This is a genomic window from Cupriavidus sp. C3SS-1 (genome assembly GCF_057073755.1).
In genome coordinates, this window is record NZ_CP172700.1 from 253,757 (window position 1) to 275,880 (window position 22,124).

General features: G+C 66.9%; 21 protein-coding genes. 1 reads left to right on the forward strand and 20 read right to left on the reverse strand.

The genetic code is table 11. The annotated features are described in order from the left end of the window. The gene (locus tag ACIGJC_RS17170; RefSeq protein ID WP_483713227.1) at positions 1-888 is read right to left on the reverse strand and encodes a helix-turn-helix domain-containing protein; all 888 of its coding nucleotides are present in this window, start codon (positions 886-888) and stop codon (positions 1-3) included. Positions 889-1,012: 124 nt separating this feature from the next. On the opposite strand from ACIGJC_RS17170, the gene pobA reads away from it, so the two are divergent. Beyond that, positions 1,013-2,182: a 4-hydroxybenzoate 3-monooxygenase gene (gene pobA, locus ACIGJC_RS17175; RefSeq protein WP_483713228.1), complete on the forward strand. Its 1,170-nt coding sequence runs from the start codon at positions 1,013-1,015 to the stop codon at positions 2,180-2,182. Here pobA and cobA read toward each other — a convergent pair. The 19 genes from cobA to ACIGJC_RS17270 all read right to left on the reverse strand — a co-directional run bounded on the left by cobA (position 2,161) and on the right by ACIGJC_RS17270 (position 22,095). Then, positions 2,161-2,937 carry a uroporphyrinogen-III C-methyltransferase gene (cobA, locus tag ACIGJC_RS17180; RefSeq protein WP_483713229.1) on the reverse strand — a complete coding sequence of 259 codons (777 nt, stop codon included), beginning with the start codon at positions 2,935-2,937 and terminating at the stop codon, positions 2,161-2,163. The two genes, pobA and cobA, sit on opposite strands and share 22 nt — an antisense overlap. Positions 2,938-2,969: 32 nt before the next feature. Continuing rightward, complete coding sequence (locus tag ACIGJC_RS17185) at positions 2,970-4,478, reverse strand: cytochrome D1 domain-containing protein (RefSeq protein ID WP_483713230.1); 1,509 nt, start codon at positions 4,476-4,478, stop codon at positions 2,970-2,972. Continuing rightward, positions 4,475-5,638 carry a heme d1 biosynthesis radical SAM protein NirJ gene (gene nirJ / locus ACIGJC_RS17190; protein ID WP_483713232.1) on the reverse strand — a complete coding sequence of 388 codons (1,164 nt, stop codon included), beginning with the start codon at positions 5,636-5,638 and terminating at the stop codon, positions 4,475-4,477. Before nirJ ends, ACIGJC_RS17185 begins: the two co-directional genes overlap by 4 nt. A 9-nt stretch (positions 5,639-5,647) precedes the next feature. Continuing rightward, a complete protein-coding gene (gene ahbB / locus ACIGJC_RS17195; RefSeq protein ID WP_483713233.1) occupies positions 5,648-6,151 on the reverse strand; it encodes a siroheme decarboxylase subunit beta in 504 nt (167 codons plus the stop codon). A 6-nt stretch (positions 6,152-6,157) separates the two neighbouring features. Beyond that, positions 6,158-6,613 (reverse strand): Lrp/AsnC family transcriptional regulator, encoded by a 456-nt coding sequence (locus ACIGJC_RS17200; RefSeq protein WP_483713234.1) that lies wholly within the window; start codon positions 6,611-6,613, stop codon positions 6,158-6,160. Then, a complete protein-coding gene (ahbB, locus tag ACIGJC_RS17205; RefSeq protein WP_483713235.1) occupies positions 6,610-7,593 on the reverse strand; it encodes a siroheme decarboxylase subunit beta in 984 nt (327 codons plus the stop codon). The genes ACIGJC_RS17200 and ahbB (ACIGJC_RS17205) overlap by 4 nt, the downstream gene beginning before the upstream one ends. Positions 7,594-7,610: 17 nt before the next feature. Next, positions 7,611-8,852 (reverse strand): cytochrome D1 domain-containing protein, encoded by a 1,242-nt coding sequence (locus ACIGJC_RS17210; RefSeq protein WP_483713236.1) that lies wholly within the window; start codon positions 8,850-8,852, stop codon positions 7,611-7,613. Continuing rightward, on the reverse strand, positions 8,798-9,103 hold the full coding sequence (locus ACIGJC_RS17215) for a c-type cytochrome (protein WP_483714447.1): 306 nt from the start codon (positions 9,101-9,103) through the stop codon (positions 8,798-8,800). The genes ACIGJC_RS17210 and ACIGJC_RS17215 overlap by 55 nt, the downstream gene beginning before the upstream one ends. Positions 9,104-9,132: 29 nt before the next feature. Beyond that, positions 9,133-9,435: a c-type cytochrome gene (locus tag ACIGJC_RS17220; RefSeq protein ID WP_483713238.1), complete on the reverse strand. Its 303-nt coding sequence runs from the start codon at positions 9,433-9,435 to the stop codon at positions 9,133-9,135. Positions 9,436-9,490: 55 nt separating this feature from the next. After that, positions 9,491-11,158, reverse strand: coding sequence for a cytochrome D1 domain-containing protein (locus ACIGJC_RS17225; RefSeq protein WP_483713239.1), 1,668 nt, complete (start codon positions 11,156-11,158; stop codon positions 9,491-9,493). A gap of 211 nt (positions 11,159-11,369) precedes the next feature. Then, positions 11,370-11,753, reverse strand: a complete 384-nt coding sequence (locus ACIGJC_RS17230; RefSeq protein ID WP_483713240.1) for a putative zinc-binding protein — start codon at positions 11,751-11,753, stop codon at positions 11,370-11,372. 24 nt (positions 11,754-11,777) lie between these two features. Next, the gene (mobB, locus tag ACIGJC_RS17235; protein WP_483713241.1) at positions 11,778-12,329 is read right to left on the reverse strand and encodes a molybdopterin-guanine dinucleotide biosynthesis protein B; all 552 of its coding nucleotides are present in this window, start codon (positions 12,327-12,329) and stop codon (positions 11,778-11,780) included. A 5-nt stretch (positions 12,330-12,334) separates the two neighbouring features. Next, on the reverse strand, positions 12,335-13,027 hold the full coding sequence (locus ACIGJC_RS17240) for a carbonic anhydrase (RefSeq protein ID WP_483713243.1): 693 nt from the start codon (positions 13,025-13,027) through the stop codon (positions 12,335-12,337). Between the two features lie 37 nt (positions 13,028-13,064). Next, positions 13,065-13,817 (reverse strand): peptidylprolyl isomerase, encoded by a 753-nt coding sequence (locus ACIGJC_RS17245; RefSeq protein WP_483713244.1) that lies wholly within the window; start codon positions 13,815-13,817, stop codon positions 13,065-13,067. Positions 13,818-13,845: 28 nt separating this feature from the next. Next, a complete protein-coding gene (narI, locus tag ACIGJC_RS17250; RefSeq protein WP_483713246.1) occupies positions 13,846-14,529 on the reverse strand; it encodes a respiratory nitrate reductase subunit gamma in 684 nt (227 codons plus the stop codon). A gap of 19 nt (positions 14,530-14,548) precedes the next feature. After that, entirely contained in the window at positions 14,549-15,223 is a 675-nt protein-coding gene (narJ, locus tag ACIGJC_RS17255) for a nitrate reductase molybdenum cofactor assembly chaperone (RefSeq protein ID WP_483713247.1), read from the reverse strand. Between the two features lie 27 nt (positions 15,224-15,250). Further along, positions 15,251-16,798, reverse strand: coding sequence for a nitrate reductase subunit beta (narH, locus tag ACIGJC_RS17260; RefSeq protein ID WP_483713248.1), 1,548 nt, complete (start codon positions 16,796-16,798; stop codon positions 15,251-15,253). A 2-nt stretch (positions 16,799-16,800) separates the two neighbouring features. Continuing rightward, a complete protein-coding gene (locus tag ACIGJC_RS17265; RefSeq protein ID WP_483713249.1) occupies positions 16,801-20,535 on the reverse strand; it encodes a nitrate reductase subunit alpha in 3,735 nt (1,244 codons plus the stop codon). 174 nt (positions 20,536-20,709) lie between these two features. Beyond that, positions 20,710-22,095, reverse strand: a complete 1,386-nt coding sequence (locus tag ACIGJC_RS17270; RefSeq protein ID WP_483713250.1) for a NarK family nitrate/nitrite MFS transporter — start codon at positions 22,093-22,095, stop codon at positions 20,710-20,712. Positions 22,096-22,124: the final 29 nt, after the last annotated feature.

Consider the following 22,124-nt stretch of genomic DNA (forward strand, 5'->3'; position numbering starts at 1 on the left):
CTATCGCGTGGCGAACGCCGGCAGCCGGGCGCGCCCCGACTGCCGGAACCCGGTCGGCGTCTGCCCGACCTGCTTCGCGAAGAAGCGCGAGAAGTAAGCCGCATCGGCAAAGCCCAGCGACAACGCAATGTGCTTGACCTCCAGGTCGCTGAACAGCAGGTCGCGCTGCGCCTGCGCCAGCACCCGGGCGTGGATCATCTGCAGCGCCGACTGGCCCGCCATCTGCCTGCAGATGCGGTTGAGCTGCGTGGCCGTAATGCCGATGTCGTCAGCGTAGTCGCCAATCTCCCTTTGTTCGCGATAGCCGGACTCCAGCAATTGCTGGAACTGCTGGAAATGCCGCGCCGGCCGGCTGTTGCTGCGCGCGGCGGCCGGCGCCGAGGCATCGGCCAGCCGCGCAATGCTGATCAGCACCACGGTCAGCAGCGCTGACAGTGCGGCCCCACGCCACGCAGACACGCTTTCCATCTCGCCCCGGAACAGCCCCAGCGCATCGGCCAGTGCGCCGTCGCGCCGCACCGGTTCATGGAGCGGCCGCTCGAACAGCGCCAGGGTATCGGGCACGCCGGCCAGCAGCGTGTGCAGGTGGCTGTCCGTCATGGTCACGACGATGCCATCGGTATCGGGCCGGAACACGAAGCCGTGAATGTGCTGCGGCGGCACCATGACCAGCGAGCCGCTGCGCAGCGCCTCACGCCGCTCCTCCAGCAAGGCTTCCCCGCCACCGGCATGGATGTACAGAATTTGCAGGAAGCGCTCATGCCGGTGCGGTTGGATCTCCCAGCCGTGCAGCTTGCTGCGCTGCGCAATCGACTCGAAATGCAGCTGGTCCAGCAGCGGCTCCGACGAACTGGTGCCGTACAGCGAATAGGAGGGAACGGGCTTCACGACGGGATCCGTGTTTACCAGCAATGTTCGGATTGTCCTGTTCTTGGTTCGATCTGTCCATTCCGGAATGCCTGCCCGGCCGCTATCTTTCCTCCCATCAGAACAACGCATACGGAGACAAGCCATGCGCACCCAGGTTGCCATCATCGGCGCCGGCCCCGCCGGTCTTTTACTCGGGCAGTTGCTTGCGCGCTCGGGCATCGACAACGTCATCGTGGAGCAGCGCAGTCCGGCCTACGTGCTGGGTCGCATCCGCGCCGGCATCCTGGAAAGCGTGACGGTCGATGCACTGGAGCGAGCGGGCGTGGCGGCGCGGCTGCATGAAGAAGGGTTGCCGCACGACGGCATCGAGCTGTCGTTCAACGGCGAGCGCCATCGCATCGACCTGCACGCGCTGACCGGACGCCGGGTCACGGTGTACGGCCAGACCGAAGTCACGCGCGACCTCATGGCCGCGCGGCAGGCAGAGGGCACGACGACGATCTATGAGGCATCCGACGTGAGCCTGCACGGCTTCGATGGGTCGCGGCCGCTGGTGCGCTATCGCAAGGACGGCGCCACGCACGAGATCGAGTGCGACTACATCGCGGGCTGCGACGGCTTCCACGGCGTCAGCCGGCAGAGCGTGCCGGCCGCGTCGACGAAGCTGTTCGAGCGGGTCTATCCGTTTGGCTGGCTCGGCATCCTGTCGGACACGCCGCCGGTCGCCGACGAACTGATCTACGCCAGCCACGAGCGTGGCTTTGCGCTGTGCAGCATGCGTTCGAAGGCGCGCAGCCGCTACTACGTGCAGGTGCCGTCGACAGAGCGGGCCGAAGCCTGGTCCGACGCGCGCTTCTGGGATGAACTGCGCTGCCGGCTGGACCCGCAAGCCGCCGAGTCGCTGGTGACCGGCCCTTCGATCGAGAAGAGCATTGCGCCGCTGCGCAGCTTTGTGTGCGAGCCGCTGCGCTTTGGCCGGCTGTTCCTGGCCGGCGACGCCGCGCATATCGTGCCGCCGACCGGCGCCAAGGGCCTGAACCTTGCCGCGAGCGATGTGCTGTACCTGGCCGATGCGCTGGCCGCGCGCTATCAGCGGGACGACCCGCGTGAGCTTGACGGCTATTCGGAGAAGTGCCTGCGCCGCATCTGGAAGGCGGAGCGCTTCTCGTGGTGGATGACGTCGCTGCTGCACCGCTTTCCGGATGCCGACGCATTCTCGTCGCGCATCCAGCAGGCCGAACTCGATTTCCTGATCAGTTCCGAAGCAGCGCGCAAGGCGCTGGCCGAGAACTACGTCGGATTGCCGTACTGAGGCGCTGGCGCGCCGCGTAGGGGCGCGAGGCCCGGCGCATCGGCCAGCACCGCGCCGATCATGATCACCGCGGGGCTGGCCAACCCCGCATCGAGCGCCTGGCCGAGCGTGGCAAGCGTGCCGGTCCAGCACTGTTGCCCGCTGCCGCCGGCATGCATCACGACAGCGGCGGGCATGTCAGGGTGCATGTCCGCAGCAAGCAGCGCGTCGCGGATCGCCGCCAGCCGGCTCATGCCCATGTAGATCACCAGCGTGGTGCCGCTGCCCGCCAGGGCGCGCCAGTCAGGGCTGCCGTGGTCGCTGGTATGCGCGGTGACGAAGCTCACGCCGTGGCAATGCGCGCGATGCGTCAGCGCCACGCCCAGTGCCTGTGCAGCCGCCTGTCCGCTGCTGATACCGTTCACGACCTCGACCGGCACGCCATGCGCGCGCAGGAATGCCGATTCCTCGCCGCCGCGCCCGAACATCAGCGGATCGCCGCCCTTGATGCGCGCGACTTTCTTGCCTGCCAGCGCGTGCATCAGCGTGAGCTGCTGGATGCGATCCTGGCTGACCGAGCAGCGCCCGCCGCGCTTGCCGACCCATTCGACATGCGTGCCGGGACTGGCGTGGCACGCCATTTCCGGCGACACCAGGTCATCGACCAGCCAGACCTGCGCCTGCGCGAGCACGCGCGCCGCGCGCACGGTAATCAGGTCCGGGTTGCCGGGGCCGACGCCGACCAGCCATACCTTGCCGGGCTTGAGGGGGTTCATTACGAGTCCTTTCTTTGCGCAGGGCTACCGCCTCAATGGCTGGTGCCGGACGAGCGCGTGGTCTTGTTGAATACGTTGTACTTGCCGATGGGCTTGTCCATGGGCAGGCGCTTGACCTCGCGCAGCGTGCGCGCGTCGTACACCACGATGGCGCCATCGCGCTCCATCAGGCTGACGAGCGCATAGCGGCCATCGCGCGTGAACTCCACATGCGCGGCCGTGCGGCCGGGGCTCGGCGTGACGCTGCCCACCACGGCCAGCGTCTGCTTGTCGATCAGCTGCAGCGTGTCGCGCTTCGGGCTCATCATCGCATCGGCCCACGCGTAGGGCGTGTTCTCGTGGCTGCGCAGGAAGAAGCCCGGGCCGTTGGTCGGCACCGTGGCGATGGTCTGCCAGCTGCGCATGTCGATCACGCTGATGCGGCCCTGCTTGAGGTTGGGCGACGCCATGACCTCATGGCCGTCGCGCATCCACGTGATGCCGCTGCCCAGATGCGGCATGCCGGACAAGGCCAGGTCCGCGACCTTGCGGCCGAGCGTGAGATCGACCACCTGTCCGCCGCCATCGCGCGATGCGCCCAGGATGTGCTGGTATGACCGGTCGAAGTAGAAATCGTCGAGCACATCTTCCAGCGCGATCCTCCTGGCCTCCGGAGTCGTGCTGTTTGCCGTGCCGGCATACGGGATCTCCCAGACTTCCGGAATGTCCTTGAGCGCCACGATGAAGCTGTGCCGCGGTGCCGCATCGTAGACGGCGGATACGCGCGAGCCCTGGCCGTCGCGCCCCCGCACGTCGATCACCTTTGCCAGCGACAGGTCATCGGCGCGCAGCAGCACCAGCGTCCGCGGCAGGGTGTTGCCGGCCAGCACCCACTTGCCGTCGTCGCTCACTGCCACGTTGCGCGTGTTCAGGCCGACGCGGATCTCCGCCGTGAACGTCAGGTTCCAGAGGTCGTACTTGCTGACCCAGCCGTCGCGGCTGGCCATGAAGACATAGCGGCCATCCTGGCTGAACTTGGGGCCGCCATGCAGCGCAAAGCGCGTGCGGAAGGTGTGGATCGGCTCCAGGCGGTCGCCGTCGAGCACGCTGATATGGTGGCTGCCTGCCTCGACGACCAGGAACAGGTTGGCGGGATCGGCGCGAAACACGGGCCTGGCGGGGAGACTGCCCGATGCGTGAGTCACGATATGGCTGCCGCGAATCTCCGCGTCGGTCCACCTCGGCAAGGTTGCCGGAGCGGTGCGCAGCCAGTCCGCCAGGCCAGCCAGCTGGACGTCGGCGAGTTCGCCTGCGAAGCCTTGCATCTGCGTTGCCGGCCGGCCTTCGCGCAGCACGGCGGCCAGCTCGGCCGGACGCAGCCGTTCAAGGCTCTGGGGCAACAGCGCGGGCCCCATCGCGCCAAGGCGGTCAGCGCCATGGCAGGCGGCGCAATGCTGCCGATACAGCGCGGCCGGGCCGGCCACGTCCTCGGCCCCGAAAGCCGGTGTCTGGAACGGGACAGCCAGCAAGGCCGCCGCAAGCCATCGCAATAGCTGGTTCATGCGGCCGCCTCCGCGCCAAGCGGACAGGCAAGCTCCTCGTCCGTCAGGTAGCAACCCGGGTCCGCTGCCCACGGGTTGCCGGTGATCGCCGCCGCACGCACGCGCGTATTGCCGTTGCAGATCCCGACCTGCGCGCAGGCCGCGCAGCGTCCCTCCAGCGGTCGCGGCGACGCGGCCAGGCCCGCCATGAGCGGGTCACTGCGATCGGCCCAGATGTCGCCGAACGCGCGCTCGCGCACATTGCCAAGCGTGATGTGCCACCACATCGTGTCGGGATGGACGTTGCCGAGATTGTCGATGTTGGCAACGCCGACGCCCGTCGCATTGCCGCCCCAGTTAAGCAGGCGCGCACGCATGTCGGCCAGCCGGCGCGGCTCGCGGCGCGCGATCCAGTGCAGCAGGTAGACGCCGTCGGCATCGTTGTTGCCAGTGACGAAGTCACCCGCGTGGCCTTGCCGCGCGCGCTCCCACACGTGGTCGAAGAGCCAGTCGAGCGCGGTACGCGTGGCGGCGTGCCGCGCATCGTCGGCGCGGTGGCTGCGGCCGCGCCCCGCGTAGTTGAAGTGGGACAGGTAGAACTTGTCGATGCCCTCGCTCTCGGCCAGCGCCACCAGGGCTGGCAATTCGCTCGCATTCTGCTCCATCAGCGTCATGCGCACGCCCACGCGCAGCCCTGCATTGCGCGCCGTGCGCAGGCCGCCGAGCGCCTGCTGGAAGGCATCGTCGCTGCGGCGGAAGCGGTCATGCGTGGCCGGCAGGCCGTCGAGGCTGACGCCGACATAGTCGAAGCCGCAGGCGGCCAGCCGCGCGGCGTGGCCGGCATCGAGCAGCGTTCCGTTGGATGACAGGGACAGGTGGAAGCCCAGCTCGCGCGCCCGCGCCGCGATGGTGTACAGATCCGCGCGCAGCAGTGGCTCGCCGCCGGACAGGATCAGGGACGGCACGCGTGCGGCCTTGAGTTGATCCAGTACATCCAGCGCTTCGGCCGTGCTCAGTTCGCCCTTGAAGTCGGTGTCTGCCGAGGTCGAATAGCAGTGCTTGCAGTTGAGGTTGCAGCGCCGGATCAGGTTCCAGATGACGACCGGGCCGGCCGGCTTGCGCGGCGCGGGCACGGGGCCGCCATCGCGCAGCGCTTCCATGAATCGGGACAGGCGGAACATGCTGACTCCCTATGACTCTGTATTGGCCGGCGGCAGCCGCAGGCCGGTTTTCTTGAGAATGCGCGTGGACCACAGCACGTCGTGGGCGCGGCAGGATGTGCCGAGCACGGCGCCAATCCGGGCCACCAGCGGCATGGCTTCCTCGCGCGTGTGGGCATGCACCATGGCGAACAAGTTGTATGGCCATAGCGGCAGCCGACGCGGGCGGCGGTAGCAATGGCTGACGAAAGGCAGCGTGCCGATCCGTTCGCCGAGCACGTCGATGCATGCGTCATCCACGTCCCAGACCGTCATGCCGTTGGCACGCCAGCCCAGCGCATAGTGGTTGGGCACGGCAGCGATGCGGCGCAGCGCGCCGCTCGCATGCATGGCGCCAAGGCGCGCAATGACTTCGTCCTCAGTGATGCCAAGTTGGCCAGCTACAGCGGCATAGGGCGCGTTGACGAGTGGCAGGCCGTCCTGCGTGGCGCGGATCAGCGCGCGATCGATGGCATCGTGGGCAGGCAGCGTCATGGCGGTTCAGGCCGGCAGGTAGAGGTTGACGAAGTACTCGCGCTCTTTCGGGAACGGCAGGATCTCCACGTCCGCATCGTGGCTGATGCGTTGCAGCGCGGGCCCCACGTCTTCCGGGCGCGGCACCGCCAGCACGAACCACAGGTTCAGGTGATGCGTGCGCGCGTAGTTGTGCGCGACCTCCGGATGGGCGTTGATGGCGGCGATCACGGCTTCGAGCCGGTCTTCCGGTGCGTGGCACGCGCATAGCACGAAGCGGCCGCCGGCACGTTCGATCTGGAACAGCGGGCCGAAGCGCGTCAGGATGCCGGCGTCCAGCAGGGCCCGCAGGCGTGCGAGCAGGGTGGTCTCGTCGATGTCCAGCGCCAGCGCCGCATCGGCATAAGGCCGGGGCGTCAAGGCAAGGCCGCGCTGCAGCCTGTTGATGATGCGGCGGTCGAGCGCATCCGGGACGAAGCTCATGAGGACTCCTGCTGCAGCGCATAGCGCGTGTTGCGCTGCTTGTAGCAGTGCGTGCCGACCAGTACCGCGCTGCGCATCTGCGCCAGGCCGACCTGCTCTTCGACATGCCCGAGCGTGGCCCGCATGGTCTGCGCGTCGCGTGCGTGGATCATGGCGAACAGGTTGTAGGGCCACTCCGGCAGGCTGCGTGCGCGGCGGTAGCACAGCGTTACGCCGGGCATGCGCGCCAGCCTGATACCGAGCGCATCGGCACGGCTTTCCGGCACGTCCCAGACGCACATGGCGTTGTGCCGGTAGCCGAAGCGCCCATGATGCAGGACCACGCCGAGCCTGCGGATCACGCCGCTTTCGCTCCACTGCGCCAGGCGTTCGAGGATGCGGTCGAGCGGAATGCGCGAACGCAGGGACAGCGTGTGGAACGGCTGCGGCGCGAGCGGCAGCCCGGCTTCCAGTTCAGCGATCAGGCGCCAGTCGTCGGCATCCGGCTGGACCGGCGCAGGCGCCTTCACGGCGCGGCGCGGACGGCGGACACCGCCTTCTCGCAGCGAAAAGCCGAGGTCGATGTGGTACTCGCGCTCCATCGGCAGATCGAGCGGCGTCAGGCCGGTTTTCTTGGCGATGTCCGCCAGCACGCCATCGAGCGCATAGCGGTCTCGCGCGCCCGCCACGAACCACAGGTTGTGGCGATGTCCTCTTCGCGCGTAGTTGTGGCTGACCGCGCTGCAGGTGCTGACGCATGCAGCGACGCGGTCGAGCTGCGCCGGTTCCACCGCCAGCGCGCCAAGCGTGCTGACGCCGATGACGTTGGGCGCGAACACCGCGCCGATGCGGCTGATGCGCCCGGCGCCGAGGTCCCGCGCGAGCAGGCTCAGCAGGTCGTGTTCGCACAATCCGAGTTCACCAGCCAGCTTGCGGTACGGGCGCGGGTGCAGCGGCAGGTCGCGCTGGAGCCGGTCATAGAGCAGGGCTTCGTCGTACATGGCGATCCTGGTGCGGGTTACATGCCGAAGCGCTGGGCGCGCACGGTAAAGAAGATGCCGCTCGGGTTGTCGGCAGGCAGCGTGGCCAGGCGCGCGAAGGTGGTGGTGTCGTAGACCTCCACGCGGTTGTCGTCGCGGCAAGACAGCCACACGGCTTCTCCCTTGGGCGTGAATTCCATGTGCAGCACGCCGCGGCACGGGCGCATGGTGCGCACAACCTGCCGCGTCGCCGTGTCGATGATCTGCACGGTGTCGTTGTTCGGGAACGCAAAGTTGACCCAGACCTGGCGGCCATCGGGCCGCGCCATGACAAAGACCGGCTGGCCGGCCAGCGCGACCCGCGCCGCTTCGCTCCAGCCGCGTGCCGGGTCGGCGACCAGGACCTCGTGCCGTCCTATCGCCGGCAGCCATGCCATGCCTTGCGCCATGGCCCAGCCGCGCAGGTGCGGCATCTTGTAGACCGGCAGCGGCGCGGTGCCGCGTCCATAGCCGGAGAGAATGCGCTGTGCCGTGGGCGGGGACTGCCACAGGTCCACCAGGGACAGCCCGTCTTCTCCGAACAGGCCAGCCAGGTACCAGCGGCCATCCGGCGTGACCAGGCCGTCGTACGGCTCGCGGCCCGCGCGCAGGCGCGTGACCTGCGGCTGGCGCGGGTCGTTGACGTCGATGATCCAGATCTCGCCCGATTCGAACAGGCTGGCTGCCAGCCGTCGCCCCGGCAGGTCGGCCAGGCCCACGACCTTGGAGCGCTTGCCGTCTTCGCCAATGGCAGGAATGTCCGCAAGCGGCTCCAGGGTTGCCGCGTCGAACAGGCGGATGCCGCCCGGCGCATAGTTCTGGGCGGCGACAACGCGGCCGTCCTGCGTGATGGCGCCGCCGATGCTGTTGCCCGCCTGCATGACGCGGCTTGTCACGCGTGCCTGCAGCAGGTCCACGCGCGACAACCCGCCATCGCGCCCGAAGACATAGGCGAAACGGCCGTCGCGTGAGAACGCCACGCTGGCGTGCGACAGGTCGCCCAGGCCACCCACAGTGGCGAGTTGCGTCATGCCAGTGGTTTCCACGACCTGCATGCGGCCGGCGGCGCGTTCGATGATGACGCCGAGATCGCCGGTGCCGCGCAGCGGCGTCGCGCAGCCCGCGACGAGCACGGCGGCCAGGAAACCTGGCAACAGGCGCTTCAGTGCCTGCCTGGCAGTGCGGGCTACCTGCCTGAAACGGCCGGCGCTTGTCCGGCCTGCAATCGTTCGATCAGCCATAAGGCTTCGTCTTGCGTCATGAAGGGTTGCCAGGGCGGCATGGCGGTGCCGGGCCGGCCCTGCAGTACGGTGGCCACCAGGCCGTCGCGCGGCTTGCCTGCGAGCGCATCGGCGGTCAGCGGCGAGCCGAGCCCCCCTTGCAGCGTCATGCCATGGCAGGCGCCGCAGTCGTCGCGCAGCAGTCGCGCGAGTTCAGCGCGCCGCGCCGGCGCCGGCTCCGCTGCGACGGCCACCGTGGCGGCCACCAGCATGCCGAGTGCGACGCTGCGCGCGAGGGCGGCTAAAGCGTCAGCACCCATTTGGCGAGCTTGTCTGCTTCGGCGTCGGTCACCTGATTGGCGGGCATGGGCACTGGTCCCCATTTGCCGCTGCTGCCTTTGAGGATCGAGCCGGCAAGCTGCGCGGCAGCGTCCTTGCCGCCCTTGTGCTTTGCCGCCACGTCCTTGAAGGCCGGACCGACGAGCTTCTTGTCTACGCTGTGGCACGCCATGCAGGCTTTGCTGGCGGCAAGTTCGGCGCTGAGGGCCACCGCGGGCAGCAGCACGCACGCGGCCGCCGCGATGAGGATTCGGATGGATTGCATTGTCTGGCTCCGGAGGCCGCGCGCAAGGGCTTTGCCTTGCGCGCCGCACGCACGATCAGTAGATGTCGTGCTGGGTGTTGTACGCGTTGAACTTGCCGGTCGGCGTGACCAGGCGCGGGTCCTTGATGACGGTCTTCAGCTTGCGCGTCTTGTCGTCGACCACCACGAGTGCCGACTCGCCGTCCTTGGTGCCCCAGATGGAGAACCACACCTCATCGCCGGCCTTGTTGTACTCGGCTTGCACCACGCGCTTGGCGCCTTCGCCCTTCAGGTTGGCCCACTCGGCCACCGGCAGCACCTGGAAGCCCGCGTCGAGATTGCGCGTGTCGAACACGGCCACCGACTGGTTGAGCTTGGCATCGGGGTTCAGCGGCGTATCGACCCACAGGTTGGACGACTTCGGATGCGTCTTGATGAAGAGCGAACCCCCGCCCTGGCCCTTGACCGTCTGCACCACCTTCCACGCCTGCGCCTTGTGGGCGACGGGGTCGGTACCGATCAGGCTGATGGTCTCGTCGCCGAGATGGCTCGTGGCCCAGACCGGCCCGAACTTCGGATGCACGAAGTTGGCACCGCGGCCCGGGTGAGGTGTCTTGCCCACGTCGATCAGCGCGGCGAGCTTGTCGTCCCTGGTGTCGACCACCGCGATCTTGTTCGACGCGTTGGCCGCCACCATGAAGTACCGGCCCGTGGCATCGAAGCCGCCGTCATGCAGGAACTTGGCGGAGTCGATGGTGGTGGTCTTCAGGTTGTTCAGGTCGGCGTAGTTGACCATCAGGATCTTGCCGGTCTCCTTGGCGCTGACAACGAACTCGGGATGGAAGTGGCTGGCGACGATCGACGCCACGCGCGGCTCGGGGTGGTACTCGTTGTCCACCGTCATGCCGCGCGTCGACACGACCTTGAGCGGCTTGAGCGTGTCGCCTTCCATGATCACGTACTGCGGCGGCCAGTAGGAGCCCGCCACGGCGTACTTGTCCTCGTAGCCCTTGTACTTCGACGTCTCCACCGAACGGGCTTCCAGGCCGATCTTGACCTCGGCGACGATGTCGGGCTTGGGCAGCCACAGGTCGATCAGGTCCAGGCGTGCATCGCGGCCGATCACGTACAGGTAGCGGCCCGAAGCGGACATGCGCGAGATGTGCACCGCATAGCCCGTCTTCACGATGTTGATGATCTTCTTGCTGTCGCCATCGATCAGCGCCACCTCGCCGGCATCGCGCAGCGTCACCGAGAACAGGTTGTCCAGGTTGTACTGGTTCATCTTGCGCGTCGGACGCTTGGCCACGGGCATGATGTCCTTGCGGCTTTTCTCCATGTCCGCCAGCGAGAACTCCGGCGGCGTCGGGGGATCAAGCTGGATGTAGCGGGCCATCAGGTCGACCTCGGTATCGGACAGGTCGCCCGACGTGCCCCAGTTCGGCATGCCGGCAGGGCTGCCGTACTTGATGAAGGTCTTCAGGTATTCGCTGCCACGTGCGCGTGTGATGTCCGGTGTGAGCGGCTTGCCGGTAGCGCCCTTGCGCAGCACGCCGTGGCAGCCCGCGCAGCGTTCGAAGTAGATCTGCCGGGCATGGTCGAATTCGGCAGGAGTCAGGTTGGGTGCCGACGCGGTCGGCGGCGTGGCAGGCGCCGCTGCCGTTGTATCCGCGCTGGCCTGGCTCAGCCAGAGGGATAACGGCAAGGCCGCGAGCGCGGTGAACCTCCAGGATTTCGCTTTCATAGTGCTGCTCTTCAGCGGTTGGGGAAAGCTGTTATGCCGGCTTGTTGTGAGGCTTGCTGCACCGGCTGTCAGGGAGATCATCGTGAAGATTGCGCAGTACCGGGTTGACTGTCGTCAACGAGGAAGAGCGCTGCGGCCTATAGCCATACTGTCCTTGGGGTTGCTGTCGTGCGCGTCGTCGCTATCGGCGCTTCATGCAGCCATGCATTCGCTAAATGGCGGCAGAAATTTCTGCGAGCGCTTGCTCGACAACCTCCCACGTGGCGCTCTCTTCGGCTGCGGTGCATTCGCCATGCTGCCGCTTGGTGGCACCGAGCCGGTTCAGTACGAGATGCCTTGCGGGCACGACATCGACGCTGGCAAGGCAAGCCTTCACGCATGCGAGCGGGCAGCCGTCCAATGCGAGGATCGGTCGGCCAGAGCGCGCCACCCGCGTCAGCGCAGGGACACCGCCGCCCACGCCGCTGATGCAGGACATCTCCGCGCGGCCACTGCGGTCCAGGCGGATGGCGAAGGCATTGGCGAGCTGCGCGACGCTGGAGCAGCCCGAGCAGGCATAGACCAGCGGCAGGCTGGCCGGTGTGGAGTGGGACATGGTGGGGCAGGACGGTTTACGCAGTCACGCTGCGACGCTGACAAGCTGAGCTGTCTGGCGCGGTTCGCGACGGACGCCGCGGCTTGCGCGCAGCGCGAGGATGTACAGCACTACCGCCGTCGGATCATTCAGCGGCAGGCAGGGCAGCGTGGCATCGGTGGGTGCATCGGTGGCCAGCGCGATGATGGACGGGTCGCGCGGGTAGTAAGGTTCGCGCCCGTGGGCGGGACGGAAGACTTCGATGCGTGGTATGGCGTCGCCGCGGAAGCCCTCGACCAGCGTCAGGTCGGCTGGCGACAGCCGCGCGAGCTGTTCCGCCAGCGTGGGCTCTTGTTCTCCATGCAGTTCGCGCACGATGGCGTAGCGGTAGGGCGAGGCCACCATGACCTCGTTCGCGCCCGCCGCGCGAAAGCGCGCGCTGTCCTTGGTGGGCGGCTCCAGTTCGAGCGGATGGTGGCTGTGCTTGACCACGTTGACGCTCAGGCCGTGAGAACGGAACCAGGGCAGCATGGCGGTGATGAGCGTGGTCTTGCCGCTGCCCGATGAGCCGGCAATGCCGATAACGAATCCTTGCATGATCCTTAGTTCTTCGCAGGTGAGTTTTCGCGCCCGAGCGGGCAGACGAGTGGCAGGAAGCCGTCGGCGCGCTGCGAGTACGCGAGCAGCGCGCCAGCTTCCAGGTCGAAGTACCAGCCATGCAGCGTGAGCTGGCCGCGTTCCAGCTCGCGCCGCACGAATGGAAAGGTTTCAAGGTTGCGCAGCGACACCAGGATGGCGGCCTGCTCGCAGGCGCGCTGGCGTTGCGCGGCGCCGGCGCTGGCGAGGGTCTCATCGACGTGCCGGCGCGCGGGGCTGGCAATTCGCACCCACGGGCCGATGAAGTCCTTGCCGGCTGGTGCCTCATCGTGGCCGGCATCGGCCGGCTGCGCCAGCAAGGCGCGGATACCGCCGCAGCCGGCATGGCCCATCACGATGATGCGGGCAACGCGCAGTTGCTCGACAGCAAACTGGATCGCGGCGGATACCCCGTGAAGGCTGCCTTCCTGGCTACCGGTGCACGGTGGCACCAGGTTGCCGATATTGCGCACGGTGAACAGTTCGCCGGGGTCGCATCCCAGCAGCAGGGCCGGGTCGACGCGTGAATCGCTGCAGCCGATCAGCAGTGTCGGCGGACGCTGCCCGTCGCGCAGCGTGTCGAACAGCTCGGGCTTGTCCTCGAAGTAATGCTGCTGGAAGCGTTCGAAGCCTTTCAGCAGACGTTCAATCTCGTGCATGCCAGCGGGCTCCCGGAAATGATGGCGCCAGATGGCGCTATTGGACCAACGGACTGTCGGCGCCGTCGAGTTCGATGCCGGTGATGCTGGCGCGGCCGATCAGCAGGCTGGCGTACTGCTTCCAGGCGCGGTCGCGGGCGGCATCCGACAGCGCACGGGCGATGTCCGCGCGCACCATGTCGAAGGGCAGGCGCGTGCCGTCGCAGCGGTCCAGCACGCGAACGATGTGCAGGCCGAACCGCGATTCGACGAGCTGCGGCATCAAGCCCTGCGCCTGCGCGGCGAAGACCGCGCGTTCGACCTCCGGTGCCGTCTCGCCGCGGAACACACGGCCGAGGCGGCCGCCGCCGGCGCCGCTCGGGCAGTTGGACAAGGCGCTGGCGTGGCTGGCAAAGGTCGACGGGTCGCCCTTGATCAGCGCGAGCGTCTGCTGCGCGATCTCGCGCAGCGCGTCGAGCGGCACGCGCGGCGTGACCTGGAACAGGATGTGCTCGAGGTCGACCCACTCGCCTTCGCGGAAGCGGTCGGGACGGCTGTCGTAATGGCGGCGGCAGCTGCTCTCGTCAGGATCGGGCACGGGTGCCTCCTGCATGAGAAGGGCTTGCGCCACGGCGTCGTCGTCCATGTCGCCGCGGGCGATACCGAGGCGTTCGGCCTCGGTGCGCATCAGGCGGCGCAGGATGGCGGATACCGTTGCCATGTGCGCCGGATTGCCCGCGTCGTGGTGGTGGTCCAATTCGCGTTCGATGTCGGCGTCGGTCAGTTCTACGCCGTTGACGGTAACTGGCATGGTGTTCTCCGGTTTCGATGCGCGCGGCTCAGCGGCTGCGCACGAGTTGCCAGGCGCGGCCGAGATAGCCCACCGAGGCGAAGCCGCTCCAGACGTGAACCAGCCGCGTGAACGGGAAGATCACGAACAGCGACATCCCCATGAACAGGTGCACCTTGAACAGCAGCGGAGCATCGGCCACGAAGCTCGCGGCATCGCCGCGCAGCGTGACGATGTGCTGGGCCCAGGTCATCAGCAGCACCATCATGTGCCCGTCCATATGGCTGGCGGATTCGAAGATGGTGGACAGGCCCAGCAGCAGCGTGACCAGCAGCCACAGCAGCAGCACCTTGTCGCCGGCGCGGGTCACGGCCGAGACGCGGGCATTGGTCAGGCGGCGATGCAGCAGGATCAGCAGGCCGGCCAGGCACATGGTGCCCATCACGCCGCCGGCGGTCATGGCCACGGCCTGCTTGAGGCCGTGCGAGACGCCCAGCGTGTCCCACACCGCGACCGGCGTGAGCAGCCCGACCAGGTGGCCGAAGAACAGCCCCAGGATGCCGACGTGGAACAGGATGTTGCCCGTGCGCAGGTTGCCGCGGTAGAGCACCTGGGAGCTGTCGGTCTTCCAGGTGTACTGCTCGCGCTCGAAGCGCGCCAGGCTGCCGAACAGGAAGATGGCCAGCGCGATGTAGGGGTAGATGCCGAAAAGGAATTGATGGATCAGGTTCATGGTGGTCACCTTGGCGTTCTCAGCAGACGGATGCCACCGGCGCGCGCTGCGCGGTGCCACGCGGGTAGAACTTCACGGCGTGCGCGCCGGTAGCGGGCCCGAGCAGCGGCTCGACGCCGTCGGCGCCGGGGCCGAAGGTTTCGAGCGCTTCATCCATGTCGCGCACAGGCGGCTCCTGCTGCGGCTCGGGCTGCACGTCGGTCAGCGTGCGCAGCACGGTGAAGACGCCGCCATACGGGCTTTCGTTGCGTGCGAGCCGGTCGCCCACGGCGGCCAGCACATGGATGGCATCGCCAAGCAGTTGCTCGGCGCGTGCTTCCTTGTTGTCCGCGACGAGCGCGCCCAGGTACTCGAGGAACAGCGGCACGTAGTCCGGCAGTTCCGACGCGGTCGGCTCGAAGCCGTCGCGCCGGTATTCCTCGATCAGGTCGACCATGGCCTGGCCGCGGTCGCGGCTTTCGCCGTGGACGTGCTCGAACAGGTGCAGCGAATGCGCCGGATTGCGGTCGAACGTGGCGACATAGTTTTCCTGCAGCGCGATCAGTGTTTCGCCGCGCAGCATGTGCATCAGCGGCGCAAGCATCTCGTGCGCCTGCGGCCATTCCGCCAGGGCCTGGTCGATCTCGGGCAGGCTTTCGAGCAAGGCCTCCTCCGGGTAGCAGAGCAGTGCGCTAAGGATCGGGTAGAGGGGCATGTGGGTTCTCCTGTCTGTTCTGCCGGTTCAGCCGGCGAAGGCCTTGCGCGAACGCGGCAGGGCGGCGTAGGCGATGGCCGGCTTCGGCTTCTTGCCGAACAGCGTGCCTTCCGAGGTGCCGCCGGAGCAGCCGTTGCCGAAGGTAAAGCCGCAGCTGGCCTTGTCGCTGAAGCTGTCCTCGACCATTTCCTTGTGCGACGACGGGATGACGAAGCGGTCTTCATAGTTCGCGATGGCCATGGTCTGGTACATGTCCTCGACCTGCGCCGGCGTCAGTCCGACCTGCTCCAGCACGGCCAGGTCCTGTTCGCCGTCGACGACCTGCGAGCGCTTGTAGGCGCGCATCGCCAGCATGCGGTCGAGTGCGGACAGCACCGGCATGACGTCGCCCGCGGTCAGCAGGTTGGCCAGGTACTTCACCGGGATGCGCAGGCTCTTCACGTCCGGGATCACGCCGTTCATGCCCATGTGGCCCGCCTCGGCGGCGGACTGGATCGGCGACAGCGGCGGGATGTACCAGACCATCGGCAGCGTGCGGTACTCGGGGTGCAGCGGGAAGGCGACCTTCCATTCGCACGCCATCTTGTAGACCGGCGACTTGCGCGCGGCATCGAGCCAGCTCTGCGGAATGCCCTGGCGGCGCGCCTCGGCCTGCACGGTCGGGTCGTGCGGGTCCAGAAACACGTCTAGCTGCGACTGGTACAGGTCGCGCTCGTCCGCCACCGACGCCGCTTGTTCGATACGGTCCGCGTCATAGAGCATCACGCCCAGATAGCGGATGCGGCCGACGCAGGTTTCCGAGCACACCGTGGGCTGGCCGGCCTCGATGCGCGGATAGCAGAACAGGCACTTCTCGGCCTTGCCGCTCTGCCAGTTGAAGTAGATCTTCTTGTACGGGCAGCCCGAGATGCACATGCGCCAGCCGCGGCACTTGTCCTGGTCGACCAGCACGATGCCGTCGTCCTCGCGCTTGTAGATCGAGCCCGACGGGCAAGACGCCACGCAGGTCGGGTTCAGGCAGTGCTCGCACAGGCGCGGCAGGTACATCATGAAGGTGTTCTCGAAGGTCGAGTACATCTCCTTCTGCACGTCGTCGAACAGCTTGTCGCGGCCACGCGAGGCGAATTCGCCGCCGAGGTCGTCTTCCCAGTTCGGACCCCATTCGATCTTTTCCATCTTGCGGCCGGTCAGCACGGACACCGGGCGCGCGGTCGGCGCGGTCTGCACGAGCGGTGCCTTCTGCAGGTGCTCGTAGTCGTAGGTGAACGGCTCGTAGTAGTCGTCGATCTGCGGCAGGTTCGGGTTGGCGAACAGGTTCGCCAGGATCTTGAGCTTGCCGCCCTGGCGCGGCTCCAGGTTGCCGTTGGCATTGCGCTTCCAGCCGCCTTGCCATTTGTCCTGGTTCTCCCATTCTTTCGGGTAGCCGATGCCGGGCTTGGTTTCGACATTGTTGAACCACGCGTACTCGATGCCGTCACGGCTGGTCCACACGTTCTTGCAGGTGACGGAGCAGGTATGGCAGCCGATGCACTTGTCGAGGTTCAGTACCATGGCTACCTGGGCACGGATCTTCATTCTCAGGCTCCTTCCTTCACGTTCTTTTCCACGAGCGGCCCTTCCAGCCAGTCGACCTTCTTCATCTTGCGCAGGATCACGAACTCGTCGCGGTTGCTGCCCACGGTGCCGTAGTAGTTGAAGCCGTAGGCGAGCTGCGCGTAGCCGCCGATCATGTGCGTGGGCTTGGTAACCGCACGCGTCACCGAGTTATGGATGCCGCCGCGCATGCGGCTGGTTTCGGCACCCGGCACGTTCACGATCTTTTCCTGGGCGTGGTACATCAAACACATGCCTTGCGGCACGCGCTGCGACACCACCACGCGCGCGGTCAGCGTGCCGTTGACGTTGAACACTTCGACCCAGTCGTTGTCGCGGATGCCGTTGGCCTTGGCCTCGGCTTCCGAGATCCACACGTGCGGGCCGCCGCGCGACAGCGTCAGCATGCGCAGGTTGTCCGAGTAGGTGGAGTGGATGCCCCACTTCTGGTGCGGCGTGATCCAGTTCAGCACCAGCTCGGGATTGCCGTTCGGCTTCTTGCCGAGCATCGGGCCGACCGTCTTGGTGTCGATGGCCGGCTTGTACACGGCCGAGCCTTCGCCAAAGTCGAGCATCCAGCGGTGGTCCTGCCAGAACTGCTGGCGGCCGGTCAGCGTGCGCCAGGGAATCAGTTCATGCACGTTGGTGTAGCCGGCGTTGTAGCTGACTTCCTCGGACTCCAGCCCCGACCACGTGGGCGCGGAGATGATCTTGCGCGGCTGTGCTTGCACATCCCGGAAACGGATCTTGTCGTGCTCGCGGCCTTCGGCCAGGTGGGTGTGGTCGCGGCCGGTGATCTTGGAAAGCGCGTCCCAGGCCTTCACGGCAACATGGCCGTTGGTCTCGGGCGCGAAGGTCAGGATCATCTCGGCCGCGTCGATCGCGCTTTCCAGCTTCGGGCGGCCGTGGCTCACGCCATGGTCGGCCACGGTCTTGCTGAGTTCGCCAATCTCCTTGACCTCGTGCTTCGTATCCCAGTTGATGCCCTTGCCGCCGTTGCCCATCTTGTCGAGCAGCGGGCCGATCGAAGTGAACTTCTTGTAGATGTCGGCGTAGTTGCGCTCGACCACGACCATCGACGGCGCGGTCTTGCCCGGGATCAGGTCGCACTCGCCATGCTTCCAGTCCTTCGGCTCGAAGGGCTGGCCGAGTTCTCCCGGGGTGTCATGCAGCAGCGGCGTGCAGACGAGATCCTTTCGGGTGCCCAGATACGGGCCGGCGATCTCGCTGAATGTCTTCGCGATGGCCTTGTAGATTTCCCAGTCGGTCTTGCTTTCCCACAGCGGCTGCACGGCTTCGGACAGCGGGTGGATGAACGGGTGCATGTCGGACGTGTTGAGGTCGTCCTTCTCGTACCACGTGGCCGTGGGCAGCACGATGTCGCCGTACAGGCAGGTGGTGCTCATGCGGAAATCGAGCACGGTCAGCAGGTCGAGCTTGCCTTCGGCGGCCGGGCGCACCTTGACCTCGCTTGGCTTGATTGCATCGTCCTCGTCGCCGAACACGGCGTTCTGCGTGCCGAGCAGGTACTTCAGGAAGTACTCGTGTCCCTTGCCCGAGCTGCCCAGGATGTTCGATCGCCAGACGAACATATTGCGCGGGAAGTTGGCGGGGTTGTCAGGGTCGTCGCAGGCGAACTCCAGGTTGCCCGACTTCAGTTGCTCGACGGTGTAGGCGACTGGATCCTTGCCGGCGCGCTCGGCCGCGTCGACGACGTCGAGCGGGTTGGAGCCGAGTTGCGGTGCGGAGGGCAGCCAGCCCATGCGCTCGGACTTGGCGTTCAGGTCCAGCAGCGTCATCTTGCCGTACTTGTTCTTGTCGGCGGTCGGCGACAGGATCTCGTCGACGCCAAGCTTTTCATGGCGCCACTGGCTGGTGTGGTTGTAGAAGAACGAGGTGCCGTTCATCTGGCGCGGCGGGCGCGACCAGTCCAGGCCGAAGGCCAGCGGCGCCCAGCCGAACTGCGGGCGCAGCTTTTCCTGGCCGACGTAGTGGGCCCAGCCGCCGCCGCTCTTGCCGATACAGCCGCACATCATCAGCAGGTTGATGATGCCGCGATAGATCATGTCGTTGTGGTACCAGTGGTTCAGCGCCGCGCCGACGATGACCATGCTCTTGCCCTGGGTGCGGTCCGCGTTGTCGGCGAACTCGCGCGCCACCTGGATCACGAGCTTCGGCGGCACCGAGGTGTGCTTCTCCTGCCAGGCCGGGGTGTAGGGCACGTCGTCGTCATAGGACGTGGCCACGTTCGGTCCGCCCAGGCCCTGGTCGACGCCGTAGTTGGCGAGCTGCAGGTCATACACCGTGGCGACCAGCGCGGTGGTGCCGTCGGCCAGCGTCACGCGGCGGGCCGGCACGCGGCGGCGCAGCAGCGCGTCATGCTCGCCGCCGAAATAGGCGAAGCCGACTTCGGCCACTTCATCGTGGCTGCCCAGCAGCGACAGGCGCGGATCGATATTGCGGCTGCTGCCGCCGTCCTTCATTTCCAGGTTCCAGCGGCCGACCTTCTCGCCGCCGTTGTGCGCGCCCTCGCCCCAGCGGAAGCCGATGGAGCCGTTGGGCGCGACGATGTCGCCGGTCATGTCGTCGACCACCAGGGTCTTCCAGTCCGGATGGTTGGCTTCGCCGAGGTTGTCGGCCAGGTGCGAGGCGCGCAGGAAGTGGTCGGGGACCAGCGTGCCGTCGTTGTCGCGCAGCAGCACCAGCATCGGCATGTCGGTGTACTGTTTGATGTAGTCGCGGAAGTACGCGGACTTGCGGCTGACGTGGAATTCCTTGAGCACGACGTGGCCCATCGCCATGGCCAGCGCGGCATCGGTGCCTTGCTTCGGGGCCAGCCAGATGTCGCCGAACTTGACCATCTCGCCGAAGTCCGAGGACACGGCCACGGTCTTGGTGCCCTTGTAGCGCACCTCGGTGTAGAAGTGGGCGTCCGGCGTGCGCGTCTGCGGCACGTTGGAACCCCAGACCATCAGGTAGGTGGAGTTGTACCAGTCGGCGGACTCGGGCACGTCGGTCTGCTCGCCCCAGATCTGCGGGCTGGCCGGCGGCAGGTCGCAGTACCAGTCGTAGAACGACAGGCAGGCGCCCCCGATCAGGCTCAGGTAGCGCGCGCCCGCGGCGTAGGACACCATCGACATGGCGGGAATCGGCGAGAAGCCGACCACGCGGTCGGGGCCGAACTTCTTGACGGTGAAGGCATTGGCGGCCGCGATGATCTCGGTCGCGGTGTTCCAGTCGGCGCGTACGAAGCCGCCCAGGCCACGCACGCTCTTGTAGCGCGCGGCCTTGTCGGGGTTCTGGCTGATCGATTCCCACGCGGAGATCGGGTCCATGGTCTTGCGGGCCTCCCGCCACATCTCCATCAGGCGGCCACGGATCATCGGGTACTTCACGCGCTGGGCGGAATAGACGTACCAGCTGTAGGAGGCGCCGCGAGGGCAGCCGCGCGGCTCATGGTTGGGCAGGTCGGGACGGGTGCGCGGGTAATCGGTCTGCTGGGTTTCCCAGGTGATCAGGCCGTTCTTCACATACACCTTCCACGAGCAGGAGCCCGTGCAGTTCACGCCGTGTGTGGAGCGCACGATCTTGTCGTGCTGCCAGCGGCTGCGGTAGCCGTCTTCCCACTTGCGGTCTTCGTTCACCACCGCGCCGTGCCCGTCCGCATAGGTGGACTTGACGCGCGACATGAACTTCAGTCGATCCAGAAAGTGACTCATCTCTTGTTCTCCGCGAATGCTAGCTGCTGGCGGCACGCGGCCGTTGCAGGGACACTCGTAGCTTATTGGGAGGGAATGTGCGCGCCAATTCGCTGGTGGAACAGGCCGCGCGGTGCGTTCGGGCTAGTCGGCAGGGGCCGGCCTAGTTCGGTCGAACTAGGCCGGCCGGCAGCCTCAGCAGGGCATGTCGGCGTTGCGGCGCGCGTAGCACCACCACGTCACGAGCACGCAGCTCACGTAGAAGGCGATGAAGCAATACAGTGCGGCGTCGGCCGAGCCGGTCAGCTCCAGCGAGGTGCCGAAGCTCTTGGGGATGAAGAAGCCGCCATAGGCGCCGATCGCGCCGGAGAAGCCGAGCACGGCAGCCGATTCCTTGCCGGCTTCCTGCAGCGCCTGGCGTTGCGCGACGTCGCCCTTGCCGGCAGCGGCGCGCTGGCGCTCCGTGAGGAAGATGACCGGAATCATGCGGAAGGTCGAGCCGTTGCCGATGCCGGTCAGCGCGAACAGCGCGACGAAGGCTGCCAGGAAGGCCGGGAAGCTGCCCGCAGCGCCGTCATGCGGCAACGCGGCCAGCACGCCGAACACGGCGATGATCATGCCGATGAAGGTCCACAGCGTCACGCGCGCGCCGCCTAGCTTGTCGGAGATCCAGCCGCCCACAGGACGCGTGAGTGCGCCGACCAGCGGCCCCAGGAAGGCATAAGCTGTGGGATTCACGCCCGGGAACTGCGACTTGGTCAGCAGCGCCAGGCCGGCGGAGAAGCCGATGAACGAACCGAACGTGCCCACGTACAGCCAGCACATCAGCCAGTTGTGCTTGCGCTTGAAGATGATGGCCTGGTCGGCGAACGAAGCCTTGGCGTCGGCGATGTCATGCATGCCGAACCACGCCGCCAGCGACGACACCACGATGAACGGTACCCAGATAAAGCCCGCGTTCTGCAGCCACAGGCTCCTGGTGACGTCGCCGGCCTGGTATTGCTGGGCATCGCCGCCGAGCGTGCCGAACACCGCCAGCGATACCACCAGCGGGGTGACGAACTGCACCACCGACACGCCGAGGTTGCCGATGCCGGCGTTCAGTCCGGTGGCCAGGCCCTTCTTCGCCTTCGGGAAGAAGAAGCTGATGTTGGCCATCGACGAGCTGAAGTTGGCGCCGCCGAAGCCGCACAGCAGCGCGAGCGCCAGCAGCGTCGGGTAGCTGGTGGTCGGGTCGCGCAGCGCGAAGCCCATGCCGAGCGCCGGGATCAGCAGCAGCGCGGTGGAGATGGCGGTGAAGCGGCGCCCGCCGAACACCGGCACCAGGAACGAATAGAAGATGCGCAGCGTGGCGCCGGACAGCGCGGGCAGCGCGGTCAGCCAGAACAGCTGGTTCTTGGTGAACTGGAAGCCGGCGCGGTCGAGGTTGACGGCAACCACGCTCCACAGCATCCAGATCACGAAGGCCAGCATCAGCGCGGGAATCGAGATCCACAGGTTGCGGTAGGCGATGCGTTCGCCCGTGTTTTGCCAGAACGCCGCGTTCTCGGGCTCCCAGCGCGTTAGTACAGAGGTGGACATGACAGTGTGCTTGAGTGGAAAGAGGGATC